The organism is Enterococcus mediterraneensis (assembly GCF_900604485.1).
Taxonomy (GTDB): Bacteria; Bacillota; Bacilli; order Lactobacillales; family Enterococcaceae; genus Enterococcus_C; species Enterococcus_C mediterraneensis.
Genome location: NZ_UWOP01000001.1, coordinates 2197581 through 2213847 on the forward strand (window position 1 = coordinate 2197581; position 16267 = coordinate 2213847).

Consider the following 16267-nt stretch of genomic DNA (forward strand, 5'->3'; position numbering starts at 1 on the left):
GCGGATCTTATTTATTCATAAAAAGTAAAAATTTTTTTGTCGTAATCCAAACAACCGCTTTGCTTCAGTTTTTTGATCACTTGTCCGGCGGTTTCCCGTGTGGTCCCGCTGTTGACTGCCAGCTCTTTTAACGTGATGGGAAACGGGATCACGGTGGTATTTTTTGATTCTTTTTGCCCGAGTTCTTTTTTCAGTATGTAGAGATTTTGTTTGACGCGGTCATGGGCATTGGAAGTCAAGCCGGTCTGTAAGCGCAGTTGATGAGCTTCGATGATCTGATTTAATTTTTTAGTTAAATAAATCAGCTGTTTCGGGTTGTTTTGACAAACTTGTTCAAAAATATGAGCTGGAAAATAGAACGTTTCGATGTCTGTCATCGCCTGTGCACTATGACAATATGTTTTTTCGTGAAAAATTCCGCCTAAAGGAAAGACACTGTTGTTTGATACATAATCATAATAGTAATAAGTCGCACTTTCGTCATAACGTTCAAGGCGCACCAACCCATTTGTCACATAATAAAGGCGATCCCTGGCATCTCCTTCATCAAAGAGTATCTGGCCTTTTTTGTAAGAACGAAAGATGACATTTCCTTTCAAAAGTTTGAATTCCTCATCAGTGAGCTGTTCAAAGTCTTTTTGATATCGCAAGCGAGAAAATTGAAAATCGGTTTTATCGACATACATTTGTATCCCTCATTTCTTCCTTGTCTTCTACTATCAATTGTGACTTTTTTGCTTCCGCTTGTAAAGAGGAAAAAGCAAAAAAGATACTAACTGTTTTTTTAGCATAACGACCATTAAATAAACTTTTGAGTGAAAATAAATAAAGAAATCCCTTGTCCGTCAAAAATGAATAATAGAATTATTTGTATAAAAAAATATACAAAAAACGAAAAATATTTATATTCAGTAAGCGATAACAAAATTGTTGTAAAGCAAAATTTTTTTATATACATAAAAAAAAATAATTTGAATAAATATTTTTTTTGGCTATTTTTTGTATAAAAACAATCGCTTTTTTTGACAAAAAAGAATAAATACGATTAAATATAAATAACGCAGTCATTAGTGTGAAATATTTGGCATTTTTAATGTCTAATATTTCTGAAAGGGCTTACTATGGCGCGTTATGCTAATACCGTAATCAACAACAAGGAGGCAGGAAAATGGATAAACCAATTCACGTATTTTCTGAAATAGGGAAATTACAAACCGTCTTACTGAAAAGACCAGGGAAAGAAGTAGAAAACTTAACACCTGATATTATGGAACGTCTTTTGTTCGATGATATTCCCTATCTTCCAGTAGCGCAGGCTGAGCATGATGAATTTGCTCAAGTTTTGCAAGAAAACGGTGTAGAAACGTTATACTTGGAAAAATTAGCGGCAGAAGCAATCGATGCCGGTAATGTCAAAGAAGAATTCTTGAATCGAATGCTGGATGAATCTTTTATCGATTCTGCGGCTGTTCGTCAAGGTCTGTTTGAATATCTATCTTCAATGGGCACTCAAGAAATGGTGGACAAAGTGATGGCAGGTGTTCGAACAAATGAGTTGGATGTTAAGCCTCATTCACTGTTCGACCTTTCCAATGATGCCGACTATCCATTTTATATGGATCCAATGCCAAACCTTTACTTTACACGCGACCCTTCCGCATCGATCGGAAATGGGATGTCTGTCAATAAAATGACATTTGAAGCGCGTCGTCGCGAATCATTATTCACGACCTATATCTTGAATCATCATCCGCGTTTTGCCAACAAAGGTGTTGAAGTTTGGTTAGACCGGGATGAAGATGGACATATCGAAGGCGGAGACGAATTGGTATTGAGCCATGAAGTTGTAGCAATCGGTATCTCACAACGGACACATGCACGTTCTATCGAAAAAATCGCTCGTAATCTATTTGCGAAAAATGCCGGATTCAAAAAAGTATTGGCGATCAAGATCCCGAACAACCGGGCAATGATGCACTTAGATACAGTATTTACAATGGTAGATCATGACAAGTTTACGATCCATCCAGCGATCCAAGATGCTGACGGCAAAATCGATGTGTACACTTTGGAAGCTGATGGCGACGATATCAAAATCTCCCACAGTCAAGATCTCCATGGTACACTGAAAGAAGCATTGCATCTAGACGATTTAGTATTGATCCCAACAGGTAACGGCGATGCGATCGTTGCACCTCGGGAACAATGGAACGACGGATCCAACACTTTAGCGATTGCCCCAGGAGTCGTGGTTACTTATAACCGCAACTATGTATCTAATGAATTACTGCGCAGCTATGGCATCAAAGTATTGGAGATTCATTCAAGTGAATTGTCTCGCGGTCGTGGTGGTCCACGCTGCATGAGCCAACCATTGATTCGAGAAGATTTGAAATAATCGACTAGCTGTTCAAAAGCGGGCGGACGTCCGCTTCTAGACAGCATCAATAATTACCCAAACTAAAGGAGAATAAAACTATGAAAGATTCAGTATTCCAAGGAAGAAGTTTATTAGCCGAGAAAGATTTTACAAAAGAAGAATTACAATACTTGATCGATTTTTCTGAACATTTGAAAGATCTGAAAAAACGCGGTATTCCTCATCACTATCTAGAAGGAAAAAATATTGCGCTATTATTTGAAAAAACATCTACTCGTACACGGGCGGCCTTTACAACAGCGGCGATCGATTTAGGAGCACACCCTGAATATCTAGGTGCCAACGATATCCAATTAGGTAAAAAAGAGTCTACTGAAGATACAGCCCGCGTTTTAGGCAGTATGTTCGATGGGATCGAATTCCGCGGCTTCAGCCAAAAAATGGTGGAAGAATTGGCTGAGTTTTCAGGCGTACCGGTTTGGAACGGCTTGACTGACGAATGGCATCCAACACAAATGATCGCTGACTTCTTAACAATCCAAGAAAACTTTGGCAAAGTAGAAGGCATCACAGTAGCTTATTGCGGCGACGGACGCAACAACATGGCGAATTCTTTATTAGTAACTGGTGCGATCTTAGGAACGAATATGCGTATCGTAGCGCCGAAAGAATTACAACCGGATGAAGAAATCGTAAAATTGGCAGAAGGCTTTGCTGCTGAATCTGGTGCTCAATTGATGATCACTGATGATGTGGATAAAGGTGTAGACGGCGTGGACGTATTATATTCTGATGTCTGGGTATCAATGGGTGAAGAAGATAAATTTGAAGAACGGATCAAATTATTGAAACCTTATCAAATCAATATGGAAATGGTTGAAAAAACACACAACACTGACCGGTTGATCTTCTTGCACTGCTTACCAGCATTCCATGATACAAACACTGTGTATGGTGAACAAATGAAAGAACGTTTCGGTATTACTGAGATGGAAGTGACAGACGAAGTGTTCCGCAGTAAATACGCTCGTCAATTCCAACAAGCAGAAAACCGCATGCATTCAATCAAAGCTATCATGGCGGCTACTCTTGGAAACCTGTTTATTCCCCGAGTTTAATTAAAAAGACTACTTTAACAAAAGCGGGTCAGTATGTTGTAGGTTTGTAAAAACAAGCGACAGGCGCTGGCTCGCTTTGTCATTCTTAAAAACACCGGAAAAGGAGTGTCTTACACTATGGCAAAACGAAAAGTCGTTGTTGCATTAGGCGGAAACGCGATCTTATCAGATGACGCAACAGCGAAAGCCCAACAACAAGCATTAAATGAAACTGCGAAATATCTAGTGAAATTTATCGAACAAGGAGATGAATTGATCATCTCTCACGGCAACGGCCCACAAGTTGGAAACCTGTTGATCCAACAAGCGGCGGCGGATTCCGAGAAAACACCGGCAATGCCTTTAGATACTTGCGTAGCTATGACAGAAGGTTCGATCGGCTACTGGCTGCAAAATGCGATGGGCACTGTTTTAAAAGAAAAAGGGATCGATAAAGATGTCGTATCTCTTGTTACCCAAGTCATTGTTGATGAAAACGATCCTTCATTCAAAGATCCTTCAAAACCAGTTGGACCATTTTTCACTGAAGAAGAAGCAAAACAACAGATGACAGATACTTCTGCTACGTTTAAAGAGGACGCGGGTCGCGGATGGCGCAAAGTTGTCGCTTCGCCAAAACCGATCTCTATCAAAGAAGCACGAGTAATCGAAAGTTTAGTGGATCAGGGTGTGATCACCGTTTCTGTTGGGGGCGGCGGAATTCCTGTCGTTGAAACAGTCCATGGCTTAGAAGGCCGAGAAGCGGTAATCGATAAAGACTTTGCTTCTGAAAAATTGGCAGAGATCATCGGCGCTGATTTGCTGATCATTTTGACAGGTGTCGACAATGTCTACGTCAACTATCAAAAACCAGATCAAAAGAAACTAGAAACAGTTACCGTTTCTGAAATGAAACAATATATTGAAGAAAAACAATTTGCGCCAGGCAGCATGCTGCCAAAAGTGCAAGCGGCTATTCAATTTGTTGAAGCGTGTCCAAACGCCAAAGCGATCATCACATCATTGGAAAACATCGAGAATCTGTTGACCAACGAAGATGGTACGATCGTAGTTGCAGACTAGGTAGATCAATCTTTCGTCAGATGGATTTGATTTATAGATAAGCGTCTTTACATCGTGGATTTTTCTCCTTTAGGCCCGATGAAAGACGCTTATTTAAAAGGAATATTTAAAAAAAAGAAAAATACTAGCCATTCAAAAGAACTTTTGCTATAATCAGATGAAGTTTAATAAATGATTTGTTGAACAAGAGAGTATCTTTTGGGGAACATTCAGCGAGTTCGGGCAGGTGAGAGCCGGACAGGGAAGCAAAAGAGAAGCGCACTTGGGAAAATCTGCGATGCAGACGGTCATCTGCCGTTATAAGATTAAGTAGGTTCTTTATAGAACAATTAGAGTGGTACCGCGGGTAATCTCGTCTCTGGTGATAGTTTTCACTGGGGGCTTTTTTTATTGCTTTCAAAAGAGACTCAACAATCAAGGAGGAACAGAAATGAATAACAAAGATGTCGTTGCTAAAGCTATTTATGATGTCGTGAAAGACGATCTATCATTGGAACAAGTTGCAAAATTATTGGAAAACCCAAAATCCGCTGATCACGGAGACGTTGCTTTTCCAGCTTTCGCATTAGCCAAAGCTTATCGTAAAGCACCGCAACAAATCGCTCCAGAATTAGCAGAAAAAATCGATCCTTCAGATTTTGAAAAAATCGAAGTCGTAGGACCTTACCTAAACTTCTTCATGAACAAAGAAGTTATCAGCAAAAATGTTTTGGCCGCTGTTGTGAAAGAAAAAAATCATTACGGTGACGCGAATATCGGCGAAAACAAAAACGTCCCTATCGATATGTCTTCACCTAATATCGCTAAACCGATCTCTATGGGACATTTACGTTCTACTGTTATCGGGAATTCTATCGGCTTCATTTATGAAAAGATCGGCTACAAACCAATCCGTATCAATCACCTAGGCGACTGGGGCACACAGTTTGGTAAATTGATTGTAGCTTATAAAAAATGGGGCTCAGAAGAAGCAGTCAAAACTGAACCGATTAATGAATTATTACGTTTATATGTGCAATTCCACGAAGAAGTAGAAACGCAACCTGAACTGGATGATGAAGCACGTGCATGGTTCAAAAAACTAGAAGATAAAGATGAAGAAGCTGTTTCATTATGGCAATGGTTCCGTGATGAATCAATGAAAGAGTTCAACAAGATCTACAATATGTTGGAAGTGAAATTCGATTCATTGAACGGTGAAGCATTCTACAATGACAAAATGGATGAAATCACTGATCTTCTTGAAGAAAAACATCTATTAAAAGAAGACCGCGGTGCTGAAATCGTCGATCTATCAGCTTATGACTTGAACCCTGCTTTGATCCGCAAATCAGACGGCGCTACGTTATACATCACTCGGGATCTAGCAGCAGCGTTGTACCGCAAACGGACATATGATTTCGCAAAATCTATCTATGTAGTAGGGAACGAACAAAGCTACCACTTCAAACAATTGAAAGCTGTCTTGAAGGAAATGGGCTTTGACTGGTCAGACGATATGCACCACATCGCTTTCGGTTTGATCACTCAAGGAGGTAAGAAATTATCTACTCGTAAAGGAAAGATCGTCTTGTTGGAAGAAGTGCTTAACCAAGCGATCGATTCCGCAAAAGAACAAATCTCTGAAAAGAATCCAGATCTTGAAAACAAAGACGAAGTTGCTAAACAAGTGGGTGTCGGAGCCGTTGTTTTCCATGACTTGAAAAATGATCGTTTGAATACTTTTGACTTCACTTTAGAAGAAGTCGTTCGTTTTGAAGGCGAAACTGGACCATACGTACAATATACTCACGCTCGTGCTATGAGTATCCTTGAAAAAGCGCAATTCGTTCCTGATGAAAACAAAAATTACGCATTAGCTGACGAAAGCAGCTGGGAAATCGTTAAACTGATCCAAAAATACCCAGAAACAGTCTTGCAAGCTGCGGAAAAATATGAACCATCCGTGATCGCAAAACACGCTATCAAATTAGCACAAGCTTTCAACAAGTACTATGCACAAACAAAAGTCTTAGCTGAAGATGATCAAAAAGAAGCACGCTTGGCATTGGTTTATGCCGTGACTGTCTTGCTGAAAGAAGATCTGCGTCTGTTGGGATTACACGCACCAGATAAAATGTAAAAACTCTTTCAAATCAGAAAGTTTATACCAAAAAACACACTGACCGCGAATAACCGGTCAGTGTGTTTTTGATTTGGCATCGATTTTTCTATCTTTGAGCTATCTTGGGATCAAGCTAAGATATGTGCTCTGAAATATCTCTCGATTTTTTTCGCGTCTTCTTCTGTGCGAGAGATAATGATCACTGTGTCAAATCCGGCAAGCGTAGTGACTTTTTCAGGAATATCCACCTCATCAATCAGAGCAGTGATCAATTGCGCATTGTCAGGCAATGTATTGACGATCGTTAAAAACTGGACCCGATCAACTTTGGTCACTACATCTTCGATCATATGGATCAGTCGGCGTTCTTCTTCTTGACCATCTTGAGCGAAGCGGTCTCCTTGAAAAATTTCAAAACGGGCTTGCCCAGTTTCATCGGGGGCTTTGATGATCTTTAAATCGCGGATATCACGAGAAATAGTAGCTTGTGTAGCAGAAACGCCTTTTTTTTCTAAGAGGCGAAGCAATTCTTCTTGAGTACGAACCGTTTGATTGCTGATGATCTGTTTGATTAATAAGTGTCGGTCTGCTTTGCGCATATGCTGAACTCCTTTTCTTTTTTCTCTTAACATCATAGCAAATACTAGTCAAGCTGCCCAGATGGATGAGCGAATTTTTATTCATAAATTTTGAATTTTCATCTAAAAAAACAGTTGTCGAACAAATCGACTGATGGCAGCAGAAGTGTTCAAAATACCTATATCCTGAAAAAAGGGGTATAATTTATTTGTAAAAATTATTTTGTTAAAAGGAGCGGATCACTATGAAACAACAAGATCAAGAAAAATTCTTACAATTCTTTTTGGAACGTGTTCAAGAAGGAAAGGTCGAAGAAGCAAAAGCTTTGTTAGTACAATCTTTCGCAGATCAACAAACTGACAACTTTACTCACGCAGACTTTGAAGCCTTACAAGCAAAACTTCTGCCATTATTAAAAGAAGACAAAGTAGAAGAAGTCAAACAAGCGATGGATCACTTTGCCCAAGGTCTTTCTAAATAATTGAAGAATTCAGCAGCAATGCAATATAAGAAGTATTTTGAAAAATAGCAACCAACGTTAAGAGAGCCACCTGTCAGCAGATACAACGATCCTGCTGAAGGCGAGGCTCAATGGGCGTTGGTTTTTGTCTTTTTGGAGCTGTTTTTAGTAACCGTTTTTCAAGTAAAAAATCATTGCAATTCTATTACGATTCTTGTATACTACTAAAGGTGTGAGTCACAAACTTACACAAATCCACATCTTGCCCGATCTGCGAAGGGGTGCTGTTATTCAGTTCTTCAAAGAGTTGAAAGACAAGAGAGGAAAAAATAAAACCAAACTGGAGGAAACACAAATGGCAGTCATTTCAATGAAACAATTGCTAGAAGCCGGCGTACACTTTGGTCACCAAACACGTCGCTGGAACCCAAAAATGAAGAAATACATCTTCACAGAAAGAAACGGTATCTACATCATCGACTTACAAAAAACAGTTAAGTTAGTAGATGCAGCTTACGATTACATGAAAAACGTAGCTGAAGAAGGCGGCGTTGCTTTATTCGTAGGTACAAAAAAACAAGCACAAGAAGCAATCAAAGAAGAAGCTACACGTGCAGGTCAATACTACGTTAACCATCGTTGGTTAGGCGGAACATTGACAAACTGGGAAACAATCCAAAAACGTGTTGCTCGCTTGAAACAAATCGACAAAATGGAAGAAGACGGAACATTTGAAGTTCTTCCTAAAAAAGAAGTTGTCGGCTTGAACAAAGAACGTGAACGTCTTGAAAAATTCTTGGGCGGTATCGCAGATATGCCTAGAATTCCAGATGTAATGTACATCGTTGACCCACGTAAAGAACGTATCGCTGTTCAAGAAGCACACAAATTGAATATCCCAATCGTTGCGATGGTCGATACAAACTGCGATCCAGACGAAATCGATGTAGTGATCCCTTCAAATGACGATGCGATCCGTGCCGTTAAATTGATCACTGCTAAAATGGCTGATGCTTTCATCGAAGGCAATCAAGGTGAAGACCAAGTCGTAGAAGAAGATTTTGCAGCAGAAAATGCTGAAAACACAGAAAACACAACTTCAATCGAAGAAATCGTTGATGTAGTAGAAGGCGACAACGCATCTGCTGAATCAGCTGAATAATTTTTAAATGATGGAGCTGTTTCAAAGGCTAGGCGCTCAAGCCTCACTCTCCTTTGAAACAGCTTTTTTAGAAGAAAACAACGGGCTATGCTCCCGAAAAATCCCAATAATCAGGAGGAGAAATTAAAATGGCAGACGTTACAGCTAAAATGGTAAAAGAATTGCGCGACATGACTGGCGTAGGTATGATGGATGCGAAAAAAGCATTGGTAGAAGTAGAAGGCGACATGGATAAAGCAGTCGATCTTTTACGTGAAAAAGGTATGGCTAAAGCTGCGAAGAAAAGCGATCGTATCGCTGCTGAAGGTTTAGCTGCAGTTGCTGTAAAAGGTAACGTAGCAGCAATCGTTGAAGTCAACTCAGAAACTGACTTCGTATCAAAAAATGAAATGTTCCAAGAATTAGTGAAAGAAATCGCTGAACTAGTTGCTGAAAACAAACCAGCTGACATGGACGCAGCAATGAAACTTGAAACTTCAAAAGGTACTGTTGAAGCAGCTTTGATCGAAGCTACTCAAGTTATCGGTGAAAAAATCAGCTTCCGTCGTTTCGAAGTTGTTGAAAAAGACGATAACGCAGCATTCGGCGGATACTTGCACATGGGCGGACGTATCGCTGTTCTGACTGTATTGGAAGGAACAACTGACGAATCTGTTGCTAAAGATGTAGCGATGCACGTAGCTGCGATCAACCCTCGCTATGTGAACGAAACACAAATTCCTGAATCTGAATTAGAACATGAAAAATCAGTCTTGACAGAACAAGCATTGAACGAAGGCAAACCAGCTAACATCGTTGAAAAAATGGTGGAAGGCCGCTTGAAGAAATTTAAAGCAGAAATCGCATTAGTTGATCAACCATTCGTTAAAGATCCTGACATGACTGTTGAAAAATACGTTGCTTCAAAAGGCGCTACTGTGAAATCATTTGTACGTTTTGAAGTTGGCGAAGGTATCGAAAAACGTGAAGATAACTTTGTTGAAGAAGTTATGAGCCAAGTGAAAAAATAATTTCTATTCAGTTGAATAGCTGGGAACGCATGGATAATGCGCTCCCTTTTTTTAAGCAAATATCTGCTATGTCAGGATAGTACTGGCATAACTTAAGTGATATGCTACAATAGTAGTAGGGAAATACGGAGGAATCATAATGGCTAAAACAAAATATCAACGTGTCGTCTTAAAACTGAGCGGTGAAGCACTAGCAGGTGAAGAAGGTTTCGGAATCAAACCGCCTGTTATCAAAGAGATCGTCAAAGAAATCAAAGAAGTACATGAATTAGGTGTAGAAATGGCGATCGTTGTCGGCGGCGGCAACATCTGGCGCGGACAAATCGGTGCGCAAATGGGCATGGAACGTGCGCAAGCCGATTACATGGGTATGCTGGCAACAGTAATGAACGCATTAGCATTGCAAGATACATTGGAAAATGAAGGTGTCCCAACACGGGTCCAAACATCTATCGAAATGCGTCAAATCGCGGAACCTTACATTCGCCGTCGGGCAGAACGTCATTTGGAAAAAGGCCGGATCGTTATCTTTGCCGGCGGTACGGGTAATCCGTACTTTTCAACAGACACAACTGCTGCATTGCGCGCCGCAGAAATCGACGCAGACGTTATATTGATGGCGAAAAACAATGTGGACGGCGTTTATTCAGCTGATCCAAAACTTGACGCCAACGCAGTGAAATTTGAAGAATTGACACATTTGGATGTTATCGCCAAAGGCCTGCAAGTAATGGATTCCACCGCAAGCTCATTAAGTATGGACAACGATATTCCATTGGTTGTCTTTAATTTGAACGAGCCGGGAAATATCCGTCGGGCAATCATGGGAGAAAATATCGGAACAACAGTTAGGGGGAAATAATAATGGCAGATGCAATAATGACAGAAGCAAAAGAAAAAATGCAGAAAGCGGCAGAAAATCTGCAACGGGAATTAGGACAGATCCGTGCTGGGCGTGCGAATGCCAGCTTGCTTGATCGAGTGATGGTAACTTACTATGGCGTACCAACACCTGTGAATCAAATGGCTTCCATCACGATCCCAGAAGCTCGTGTGTTGATGATCACACCGTTTGACAAATCAACGATCCAAGACATCGAAAAAGCGATCTTGACTAGCGATGTAGGGATCACACCGGCAAATGACGGGAACGTTATTCGTTTGGTCATTCCTCAATTGACAGAAGATCGTCGGAAAGAATTGGCTAAAGAAGTGAAAAAAGAAGCTGAAAATTCTAAGATCGCTGTACGTAATATCCGCCGCGACGCGATGGACAGCTACAAAAAACAACAAAAAGACGGCGACATCACAGAAGATGATCTGCGCGGTTTAGAAAAAGACGTGCAAAAATTGACAGATGACAGCATCAAACAATTGGATGCCATCGCTGCCGAAAAAGAAAAAGAATTGTTAGAAGTTTAATATTTTTCAATTGGATTTAGAAGAACTTGATCAGATAGAGATACCCTTGGCAACACCGAGTCAAAAACTTGGTGTTGCCAGATTGTCTTACGATCAGGTTCTTTTTTCATTAAATTTTGAAAGGCGCTTGCTTTTTTTCATAGGAAAGCGGCTATTTTATTGGTATAATAGGGAAGATAAAATGTAAATTCGTTAGGAGCTAAGATTATGCTGCGTTTTTTCCCGCAAAAAAATAAATACATTCAAGAAACAAGCGAATTTGTTTTTGCAGCTGATGGTCCGATCCCCAAACATATCGCGATCATCATGGATGGTAACGGCCGCTGGGCGCAGAATCGCAGATTACCGCGGATCGCAGGGCATAAAGAGGGAATGGAAACTGTTAAAAAGGTAACGAAACATGCCTCAAAACTTGGCGTCAAAGTCTTGACCTTATATGCCTTTTCTACTGAAAATTGGAAACGTCCCACAGAGGAAGTCAATTTTTTGATGCAGTTGCCGGTGGATTTCTTTGATAAATTTGTTCCGGAATTGATCAAAGAAAATGTCAAAGTCCATGTCATGGGCTATACGGAATTTTTGCCGGCTCATACTCAAGACGCTGTTAAACGCGCCATTGAGCAGACGAAAGAAAATACTGGGATGGTTTTGAATTTTGCCTTGAATTACGGCAGTCGAGCAGAAATCGTTACCGGTGTCAAAGAAATCGTAAAAAAACTATCGGCAGAAAAACTATCCGCGGATGCTATCACCGAAGAAATGGTGGCGGATCATTTAATGACTGGATTTTTAGAACCGGAATTGCGGGATCCTGAACTGGTGATTCGTACCAGCGGCGAAGAACGGATCAGCAATTTCTTGCTGTGGCAAATCGCTTATAGCGAATTCTTTTTTACGCCTGCTTTGTGGCCGGATTTTGATGGCTCATTGTTAGAGGATGCGATCGCGGCATTTCAAAATCGCGATCGGCGTTTCGGCGGACTAAAGAATAAAGAGGAGGATAAAAAGTGAGACAACGTGTTATAACTGCTGTCGTGGCATTGGTGATTTTTTTACCGATCGTCTATGTCGGCGGCATTGCCATTGAAGTTACTGCGGCTTTACTAGCAGTGGTGGGCGTCTATGAGTTATTCCGAATGAAAGGATTGGATATCGTCAGTTTTGAAGGGATCATTTCTGCGATCGGGGCAGTCTTCCTGGTTCTGCCGATCATGGATTGGCTTTCTTCAGGAGAAAACAACCAATTCCTACTGTTTTATTTGACAGTCATGGTGCTGTTGGGAGTATCGGTTATTTCTAAAAATACCTATACTATCGATGAAGCAGGATTTCCGGTGATCGTGAGTTTATATGTCGGCGTCGGATTCCAAAACTTCGTGGCTGCCAGAATGGAAAGCTTAGTGGTATTGATTTTCGGTTTGTTTATCGTTTGGGCGACAGATATCGGAGCCTATATGGTAGGCCGTAAATATGGAAAAAATAAATTATGGCCAGAAATCTCACCTAATAAAACTATTGAAGGCGCGATCGGCGGAATCATTAGCGCAGTGGTAGTTGCTGCCATCTACCTATTACTGTTTCCTGGAAAAGAATACTTTGGACACGGTACATTGGTCATGATCTTATTGACCATCGTCTTTTCAGTTGTTGGACAATTCGGCGACTTGGTTGAATCAGCTATCAAACGCCATTATGATGTGAAGGATTCTGGAAATATCTTGCCAGGACATGGCGGGATCTTGGATCGCTTCGACAGCCTGTTGTTCGTTTTTCCCCTTATGCACTTATTGGGTGTATTTTAAAAATCTTAACTGCAGTTGGATCACTATGCCGCTGCAGTTTTTTTATACCTTTGTTGAAATCAAGCAGGAAAAATGCTGTATTGGTTAATCTTTTTGAATGTGCTAAAATGAGAAAGAATTTTAATATTTTTTAATACGGTTTTGAAAGTGAGGAAAAAAGATGAAAACAGCTTTGACATTCATTATTGTCTTTGGTGTTATTGTAATCATACATGAATTTGGCCATTTCTTTTTTGCCAAACGGGCAGGGATCCTAGTTCGTGAATTTGCTATCGGTATGGGACCAAAGATCTACGGACATCAAGGAAAAGACGGTACTACATATACGTTGCGGCTGTTGCCGATCGGCGGGTATGTTCGAATGGCAGGAATGGGGGAAGATGAGACCGAACTTGCGCCGGGAATGCCGATTTCTTTAGTCCAAAATGATGAAGGAAAAATAACGAAGATCAATACGAGTAAAAAAGTTCAATTACCAAATGGCATACCAATGGAATTGGTGGAATTTGATTTGGAAGATCAGCTGACTATATCAGGGTATGTCAACGGTGATGAAAGTCATTTGGAGACCTATCAAGTTTTGCATGACGCTACGATCATTGAACAAGACGGTACCGAAGTTCGAATCGCTCCCCGGGATGTTCAATTCCAATCTGCTAAGTTGTGGGAACGGATGCTGACAAATTTTGCCGGACCGATGAACAATTTCATCTTGGCGATTATTTTGTTTATTGTGTTTACATTTATTCAAGGCGGAACTGCGGTTTTAGACACCAATGGGATCGGTCGAGTAGTGGAAAATGGCGCTGCGGCACAAGCGGGTCTGAAAGAGAATGATAAAATCTTGCAGGTGGATGGAGAAAAAATCAACAGCTGGGAAGAATTGACTACGATCATTACAAAGAATCCTGAGAAAAAGCTGAATTTTGAGATCCAAAGAGGGCAAGAGACTTTTGAAAAAACGGTTGTTCCAGAAGCGGAAAAAGAAGGCGATCAGACTGTTGGGAAACTAGGCATTTACGCCCCGATGGATGACAGTTTCTCAGCTATCATAACAGGCGGCTTTACAATGACTTTGGATAATTCATTGGCTATTTTCAAAGCATTAGGCAGCTTGATCGTACATCCGGATATCAACAAATTAGGCGGACCAGTAGCGATGTTCCAAATGTCTTCGCAAGCCGCAGAACAAGGAGTGACGACAGTTATTTTGCTGATGGCTGTTTTGTCGATAAATCTGGGGATCTTCAATCTATTGCCAATTCCCGCATTAGACGGAGGCAAACTGGTGTTGAATATTATTGAAGGCGTCCGCGGCAAACCATTAAGTCAAGAAAAAGAAGGAATATTGACACTGATCGGATTTGGGTTGCTGATGGTGTTGATGGTGCTGGTGACATGGAATGATATCCAGCGGTTTTTCTTTTAACCAAAATTAGTATTCTTGAAATAATGATCTGGAATGAAGGAGAAAAAAATGAAACAGTCGCAAATGCTGATCCCAACGTTAGAAGATTTACCGACAATGGATGAACCGCATTTTTACGTGTTAGTTCGGGCAGGGTACATTCGTCAATTTGCATCAGGTTCTTATTGTTATTTGCCGCTAGCTCACCGGGTGATTGAAAAGATCAAAGGGATCATCCGGGAGGAATTAGCGGATATCGGTGGTCAAGAAATTTTGCTGCCGTCTCAGCAGTCTACAGAAATATGGCAAAAAGATCCGGAAATTTATGAAACAGAAAAAGTTACTGAGGATCCTTTTGTCGCACTGCTGACCCAAGATATTTATTCCACCACTCAATTGCCCCTCCATCTGTTTCAATTTCAAACAAAGTTGCGGGAAAAGTCGCCTATTCGATTTGGCTGGCTGAAAAGTCAGGAATATCTTTTGCAAGAAGGCCGCTCTTTTCATGAGAATGAGGGGAATTTGGAAGATTTTTTTCGCCGATACGAAGAAGTCTATCGAAGAATATTTGCTCGCTGTAAAATCGAAGTACGTGAGATCAACGGCAACGATGCCGCAAAAGGTATTGCTGAGGCCAAAGAATTTATAGCGGTTTCTGAAATCGGTGAGGAAACTTTTTTCTATTCCACAGAAAGTGATTATGCGGCGCATAAAGAAATAGCCGCCAGTCAATATATCCCCAAACGACTGCATGCCAGCATTGGTGAGCTTGAAAAAAAATCTGCGCCGGATGCGGATTCTCTGATAGCCGCAGCAGATTATTTTGAGGTCGATTATAAGAAAGCCGTCAGAGCAGAATTATTTTTAGCTGATGGCCGTCCAGTCATGATATTGACACGCGGGGACCATCAAGTAAATCCGAACAAAGTAAGAAAATATTTGCAAGCTGACCGTTTCATTAAGATATCGGATGAGAAAATCTCATCATATATTGATGCTGATCCGGTGACCGTAAGTCCTATAAATTTACCTGAAACGATCGAACTTTATGCGGATCATTATGTGAAAGATGTAACCAATGGAATGGTTGGCGCTAATACAAAACATCAATGGTTTTTGAATGTTGACCCAAAACGAGATTTTCAGCCGAAAGCGTTTGGCGATTTTCGATTTGCGGAAATCGGTGAGATCTCTCCTGACGGTCAAGGAGTTTTGGCTCTTGCCAGAGGGATCCGTTTAAGCCGCCTTTTCAAAAAAACAAAGAGCACTGAAATGAAAGCTCTTGCTTTAAATGAGGCGGAAGAGAATATATCATTTGCCCTCGGCAGTTATGAATTAGATGTGAACCATCTGTTTGCGGCGATCGTGGAACAGTACGCGGATGAAGAAGGACTGCATTGGCCGGATGAGATCGCGCCGTTTGCCGTGCATCTGCTGCAATTTGATGTTGCGGATCTTGCTCAGTCACAGTTAGTTGCGGAGTTGGAAGCATCCTTAACTGAAAGAGGTTATGATGTTTTAATAGATGATCGCAAAGTGGCGACAGATAGAAAAAGCAAAGACGCTGATCTGATCGGTTGTCCTTTACGTCTTAGTGTTGGTGAAAAGGCGGCGGAAGGAATCGTAGAGATCACCATCAAACATACCGGTGCTATGGTGGAGGTCCGTAAAGAAGAATTGTTCGATACGCTGGCTATTTTATCTGGCTCAGAAGAGTAGATACATTTATCTAATCGTAAAAAAATTGAATACTGTGAGAA

The 16267-nt window shown here is 40.8% G+C and carries 15 protein-coding genes and 1 other annotated feature; of the genes, 13 read left to right on the forward strand and 2 right to left on the reverse strand.

Annotated features, from left to right (window positions below):
- Positions 1 to 11: 11 nt before the first annotated feature.
- The gene (locus tag EFB00_RS10890; protein ID WP_122646816.1) at positions 12 to 686 is read right to left on the reverse strand and encodes a Crp/Fnr family transcriptional regulator; all 675 of its coding nucleotides are present in this window, start codon (positions 684 to 686) and stop codon (positions 12 to 14) included.
- Positions 687 to 1168: 482 nt separating this feature from the next.
- On the opposite strand from EFB00_RS10890, the gene arcA reads away from it, so the two are divergent.
- The 4 genes from arcA (at position 1169) to argS (ending at position 6682) form a co-directional block, all read left to right on the forward strand.
- Positions 1169 to 2398 (forward strand): arginine deiminase, encoded by a 1230-nt coding sequence (arcA, locus tag EFB00_RS10895; RefSeq protein WP_122646817.1) that lies wholly within the window; start codon positions 1169 to 1171, stop codon positions 2396 to 2398.
- A gap of 80 nt (positions 2399 to 2478) precedes the next feature.
- Positions 2479 to 3498 carry an ornithine carbamoyltransferase gene (argF, locus tag EFB00_RS10900; protein ID WP_122646818.1) on the forward strand — a complete coding sequence of 340 codons (1020 nt, stop codon included), beginning with the start codon at positions 2479 to 2481 and terminating at the stop codon, positions 3496 to 3498.
- A gap of 117 nt (positions 3499 to 3615) precedes the next feature.
- Positions 3616 to 4560, forward strand: coding sequence for a carbamate kinase (arcC, locus tag EFB00_RS10905; protein ID WP_122646819.1), 945 nt, complete (start codon positions 3616 to 3618; stop codon positions 4558 to 4560).
- 170 nt (positions 4561 to 4730) lie between these two features.
- Positions 4731 to 4923 (forward strand) — a binding site (T-box leader).
- Positions 4924 to 4990: 67 nt separating this feature from the next.
- A complete protein-coding gene (argS, locus tag EFB00_RS10910) occupies positions 4991 to 6682 on the forward strand; it encodes an arginine--tRNA ligase (RefSeq protein WP_122646820.1) in 1692 nt (563 codons plus the stop codon).
- A gap of 110 nt (positions 6683 to 6792) precedes the next feature.
- Here the strand turns inward: argS and EFB00_RS10915 are convergent, their stop codons facing one another.
- Positions 6793 to 7263, reverse strand: coding sequence for an arginine repressor (locus EFB00_RS10915; RefSeq protein ID WP_122646821.1), 471 nt, complete (start codon positions 7261 to 7263; stop codon positions 6793 to 6795).
- 224 nt (positions 7264 to 7487) lie between these two features.
- On the opposite strand from EFB00_RS10915, the gene EFB00_RS10920 reads away from it, so the two are divergent.
- From EFB00_RS10920 to proS, 9 genes are all read left to right on the forward strand, one after another.
- A complete protein-coding gene (locus EFB00_RS10920; protein WP_122646822.1) occupies positions 7488 to 7724 on the forward strand; it encodes a hypothetical protein in 237 nt (78 codons plus the stop codon).
- 334 nt (positions 7725 to 8058) lie between these two features.
- Positions 8059 to 8865 (forward strand): 30S ribosomal protein S2, encoded by an 807-nt coding sequence (rpsB, locus tag EFB00_RS10925; RefSeq protein WP_122646823.1) that lies wholly within the window; start codon positions 8059 to 8061, stop codon positions 8863 to 8865.
- Between the two features lie 128 nt (positions 8866 to 8993).
- A complete protein-coding gene (gene tsf / locus EFB00_RS10930; protein ID WP_122646824.1) occupies positions 8994 to 9875 on the forward strand; it encodes a translation elongation factor Ts in 882 nt (293 codons plus the stop codon).
- 139 nt (positions 9876 to 10014) lie between these two features.
- Positions 10015 to 10737, forward strand: coding sequence for a UMP kinase (gene pyrH, locus EFB00_RS10935; RefSeq protein ID WP_122646825.1), 723 nt, complete (start codon positions 10015 to 10017; stop codon positions 10735 to 10737).
- Positions 10738 to 10739: 2 nt separating this feature from the next.
- A complete protein-coding gene (gene frr, locus EFB00_RS10940; protein WP_122646826.1) occupies positions 10740 to 11297 on the forward strand; it encodes a ribosome recycling factor in 558 nt (185 codons plus the stop codon).
- 207 nt (positions 11298 to 11504) lie between these two features.
- Positions 11505 to 12308 carry an isoprenyl transferase gene (locus EFB00_RS10945; protein ID WP_122646827.1) on the forward strand — a complete coding sequence of 268 codons (804 nt, stop codon included), beginning with the start codon at positions 11505 to 11507 and terminating at the stop codon, positions 12306 to 12308.
- Positions 12305 to 13099, forward strand: coding sequence for a phosphatidate cytidylyltransferase (locus tag EFB00_RS10950; RefSeq protein WP_122646828.1), 795 nt, complete (start codon positions 12305 to 12307; stop codon positions 13097 to 13099). Before EFB00_RS10945 ends, EFB00_RS10950 begins: the two co-directional genes overlap by 4 nt.
- 160 nt (positions 13100 to 13259) lie before the next feature.
- Positions 13260 to 14528: an RIP metalloprotease RseP gene (gene rseP, locus EFB00_RS10955; protein WP_122646829.1), complete on the forward strand. Its 1269-nt coding sequence runs from the start codon at positions 13260 to 13262 to the stop codon at positions 14526 to 14528.
- Between the two features lie 48 nt (positions 14529 to 14576).
- On the forward strand, positions 14577 to 16226 hold the full coding sequence (gene proS, locus EFB00_RS10960; RefSeq protein ID WP_164709468.1) for a proline--tRNA ligase: 1650 nt from the start codon (positions 14577 to 14579) through the stop codon (positions 16224 to 16226).
- The last annotated feature ends 41 nt before the right edge of the window (positions 16227 to 16267 follow it).

Excerpts from the sequence above, each read along its gene's own strand:
- EFB00_RS10890 (WP_122646816.1), bottom strand. The coding sequence starts at position 686 with ATGTATGTCGATAAAACCGATTTTCAATTTTCTCGCTTGCGATATCAA.
- arcA (WP_122646817.1), top strand. The coding sequence starts at position 1,169 with ATGGATAAACCAATTCACGTATTTTCTGAAATAGGGAAATTACAAACC.
- argF (WP_122646818.1), top strand. The coding sequence starts at position 2,479 with ATGAAAGATTCAGTATTCCAAGGAAGAAGTTTATTAGCCGAGAAAGAT.
- arcC (WP_122646819.1), top strand. The coding sequence starts at position 3,616 with ATGGCAAAACGAAAAGTCGTTGTTGCATTAGGCGGAAACGCGATCTTA.
- argS (WP_122646820.1), top strand. The coding sequence starts at position 4,991 with ATGAATAACAAAGATGTCGTTGCTAAAGCTATTTATGATGTCGTGAAA.
- EFB00_RS10915 (WP_122646821.1), bottom strand. The coding sequence starts at position 7,263 with ATGCGCAAAGCAGACCGACACTTATTAATCAAACAGATCATCAGCAAT.
- EFB00_RS10920 (WP_122646822.1), top strand. The coding sequence starts at position 7,488 with ATGAAACAACAAGATCAAGAAAAATTCTTACAATTCTTTTTGGAACGT.
- rpsB (WP_122646823.1), top strand. The coding sequence starts at position 8,059 with ATGGCAGTCATTTCAATGAAACAATTGCTAGAAGCCGGCGTACACTTT.
- tsf (WP_122646824.1), top strand. The coding sequence starts at position 8,994 with ATGGCAGACGTTACAGCTAAAATGGTAAAAGAATTGCGCGACATGACT.
- pyrH (WP_122646825.1), top strand. The coding sequence starts at position 10,015 with ATGGCTAAAACAAAATATCAACGTGTCGTCTTAAAACTGAGCGGTGAA.
- frr (WP_122646826.1), top strand. The coding sequence starts at position 10,740 with ATGGCAGATGCAATAATGACAGAAGCAAAAGAAAAAATGCAGAAAGCG.
- EFB00_RS10945 (WP_122646827.1), top strand. The coding sequence starts at position 11,505 with ATGCTGCGTTTTTTCCCGCAAAAAAATAAATACATTCAAGAAACAAGC.
- rseP (WP_122646829.1), top strand. The coding sequence starts at position 13,260 with ATGAAAACAGCTTTGACATTCATTATTGTCTTTGGTGTTATTGTAATC.
- proS (WP_164709468.1), top strand. The coding sequence starts at position 14,577 with ATGAAACAGTCGCAAATGCTGATCCCAACGTTAGAAGATTTACCGACA.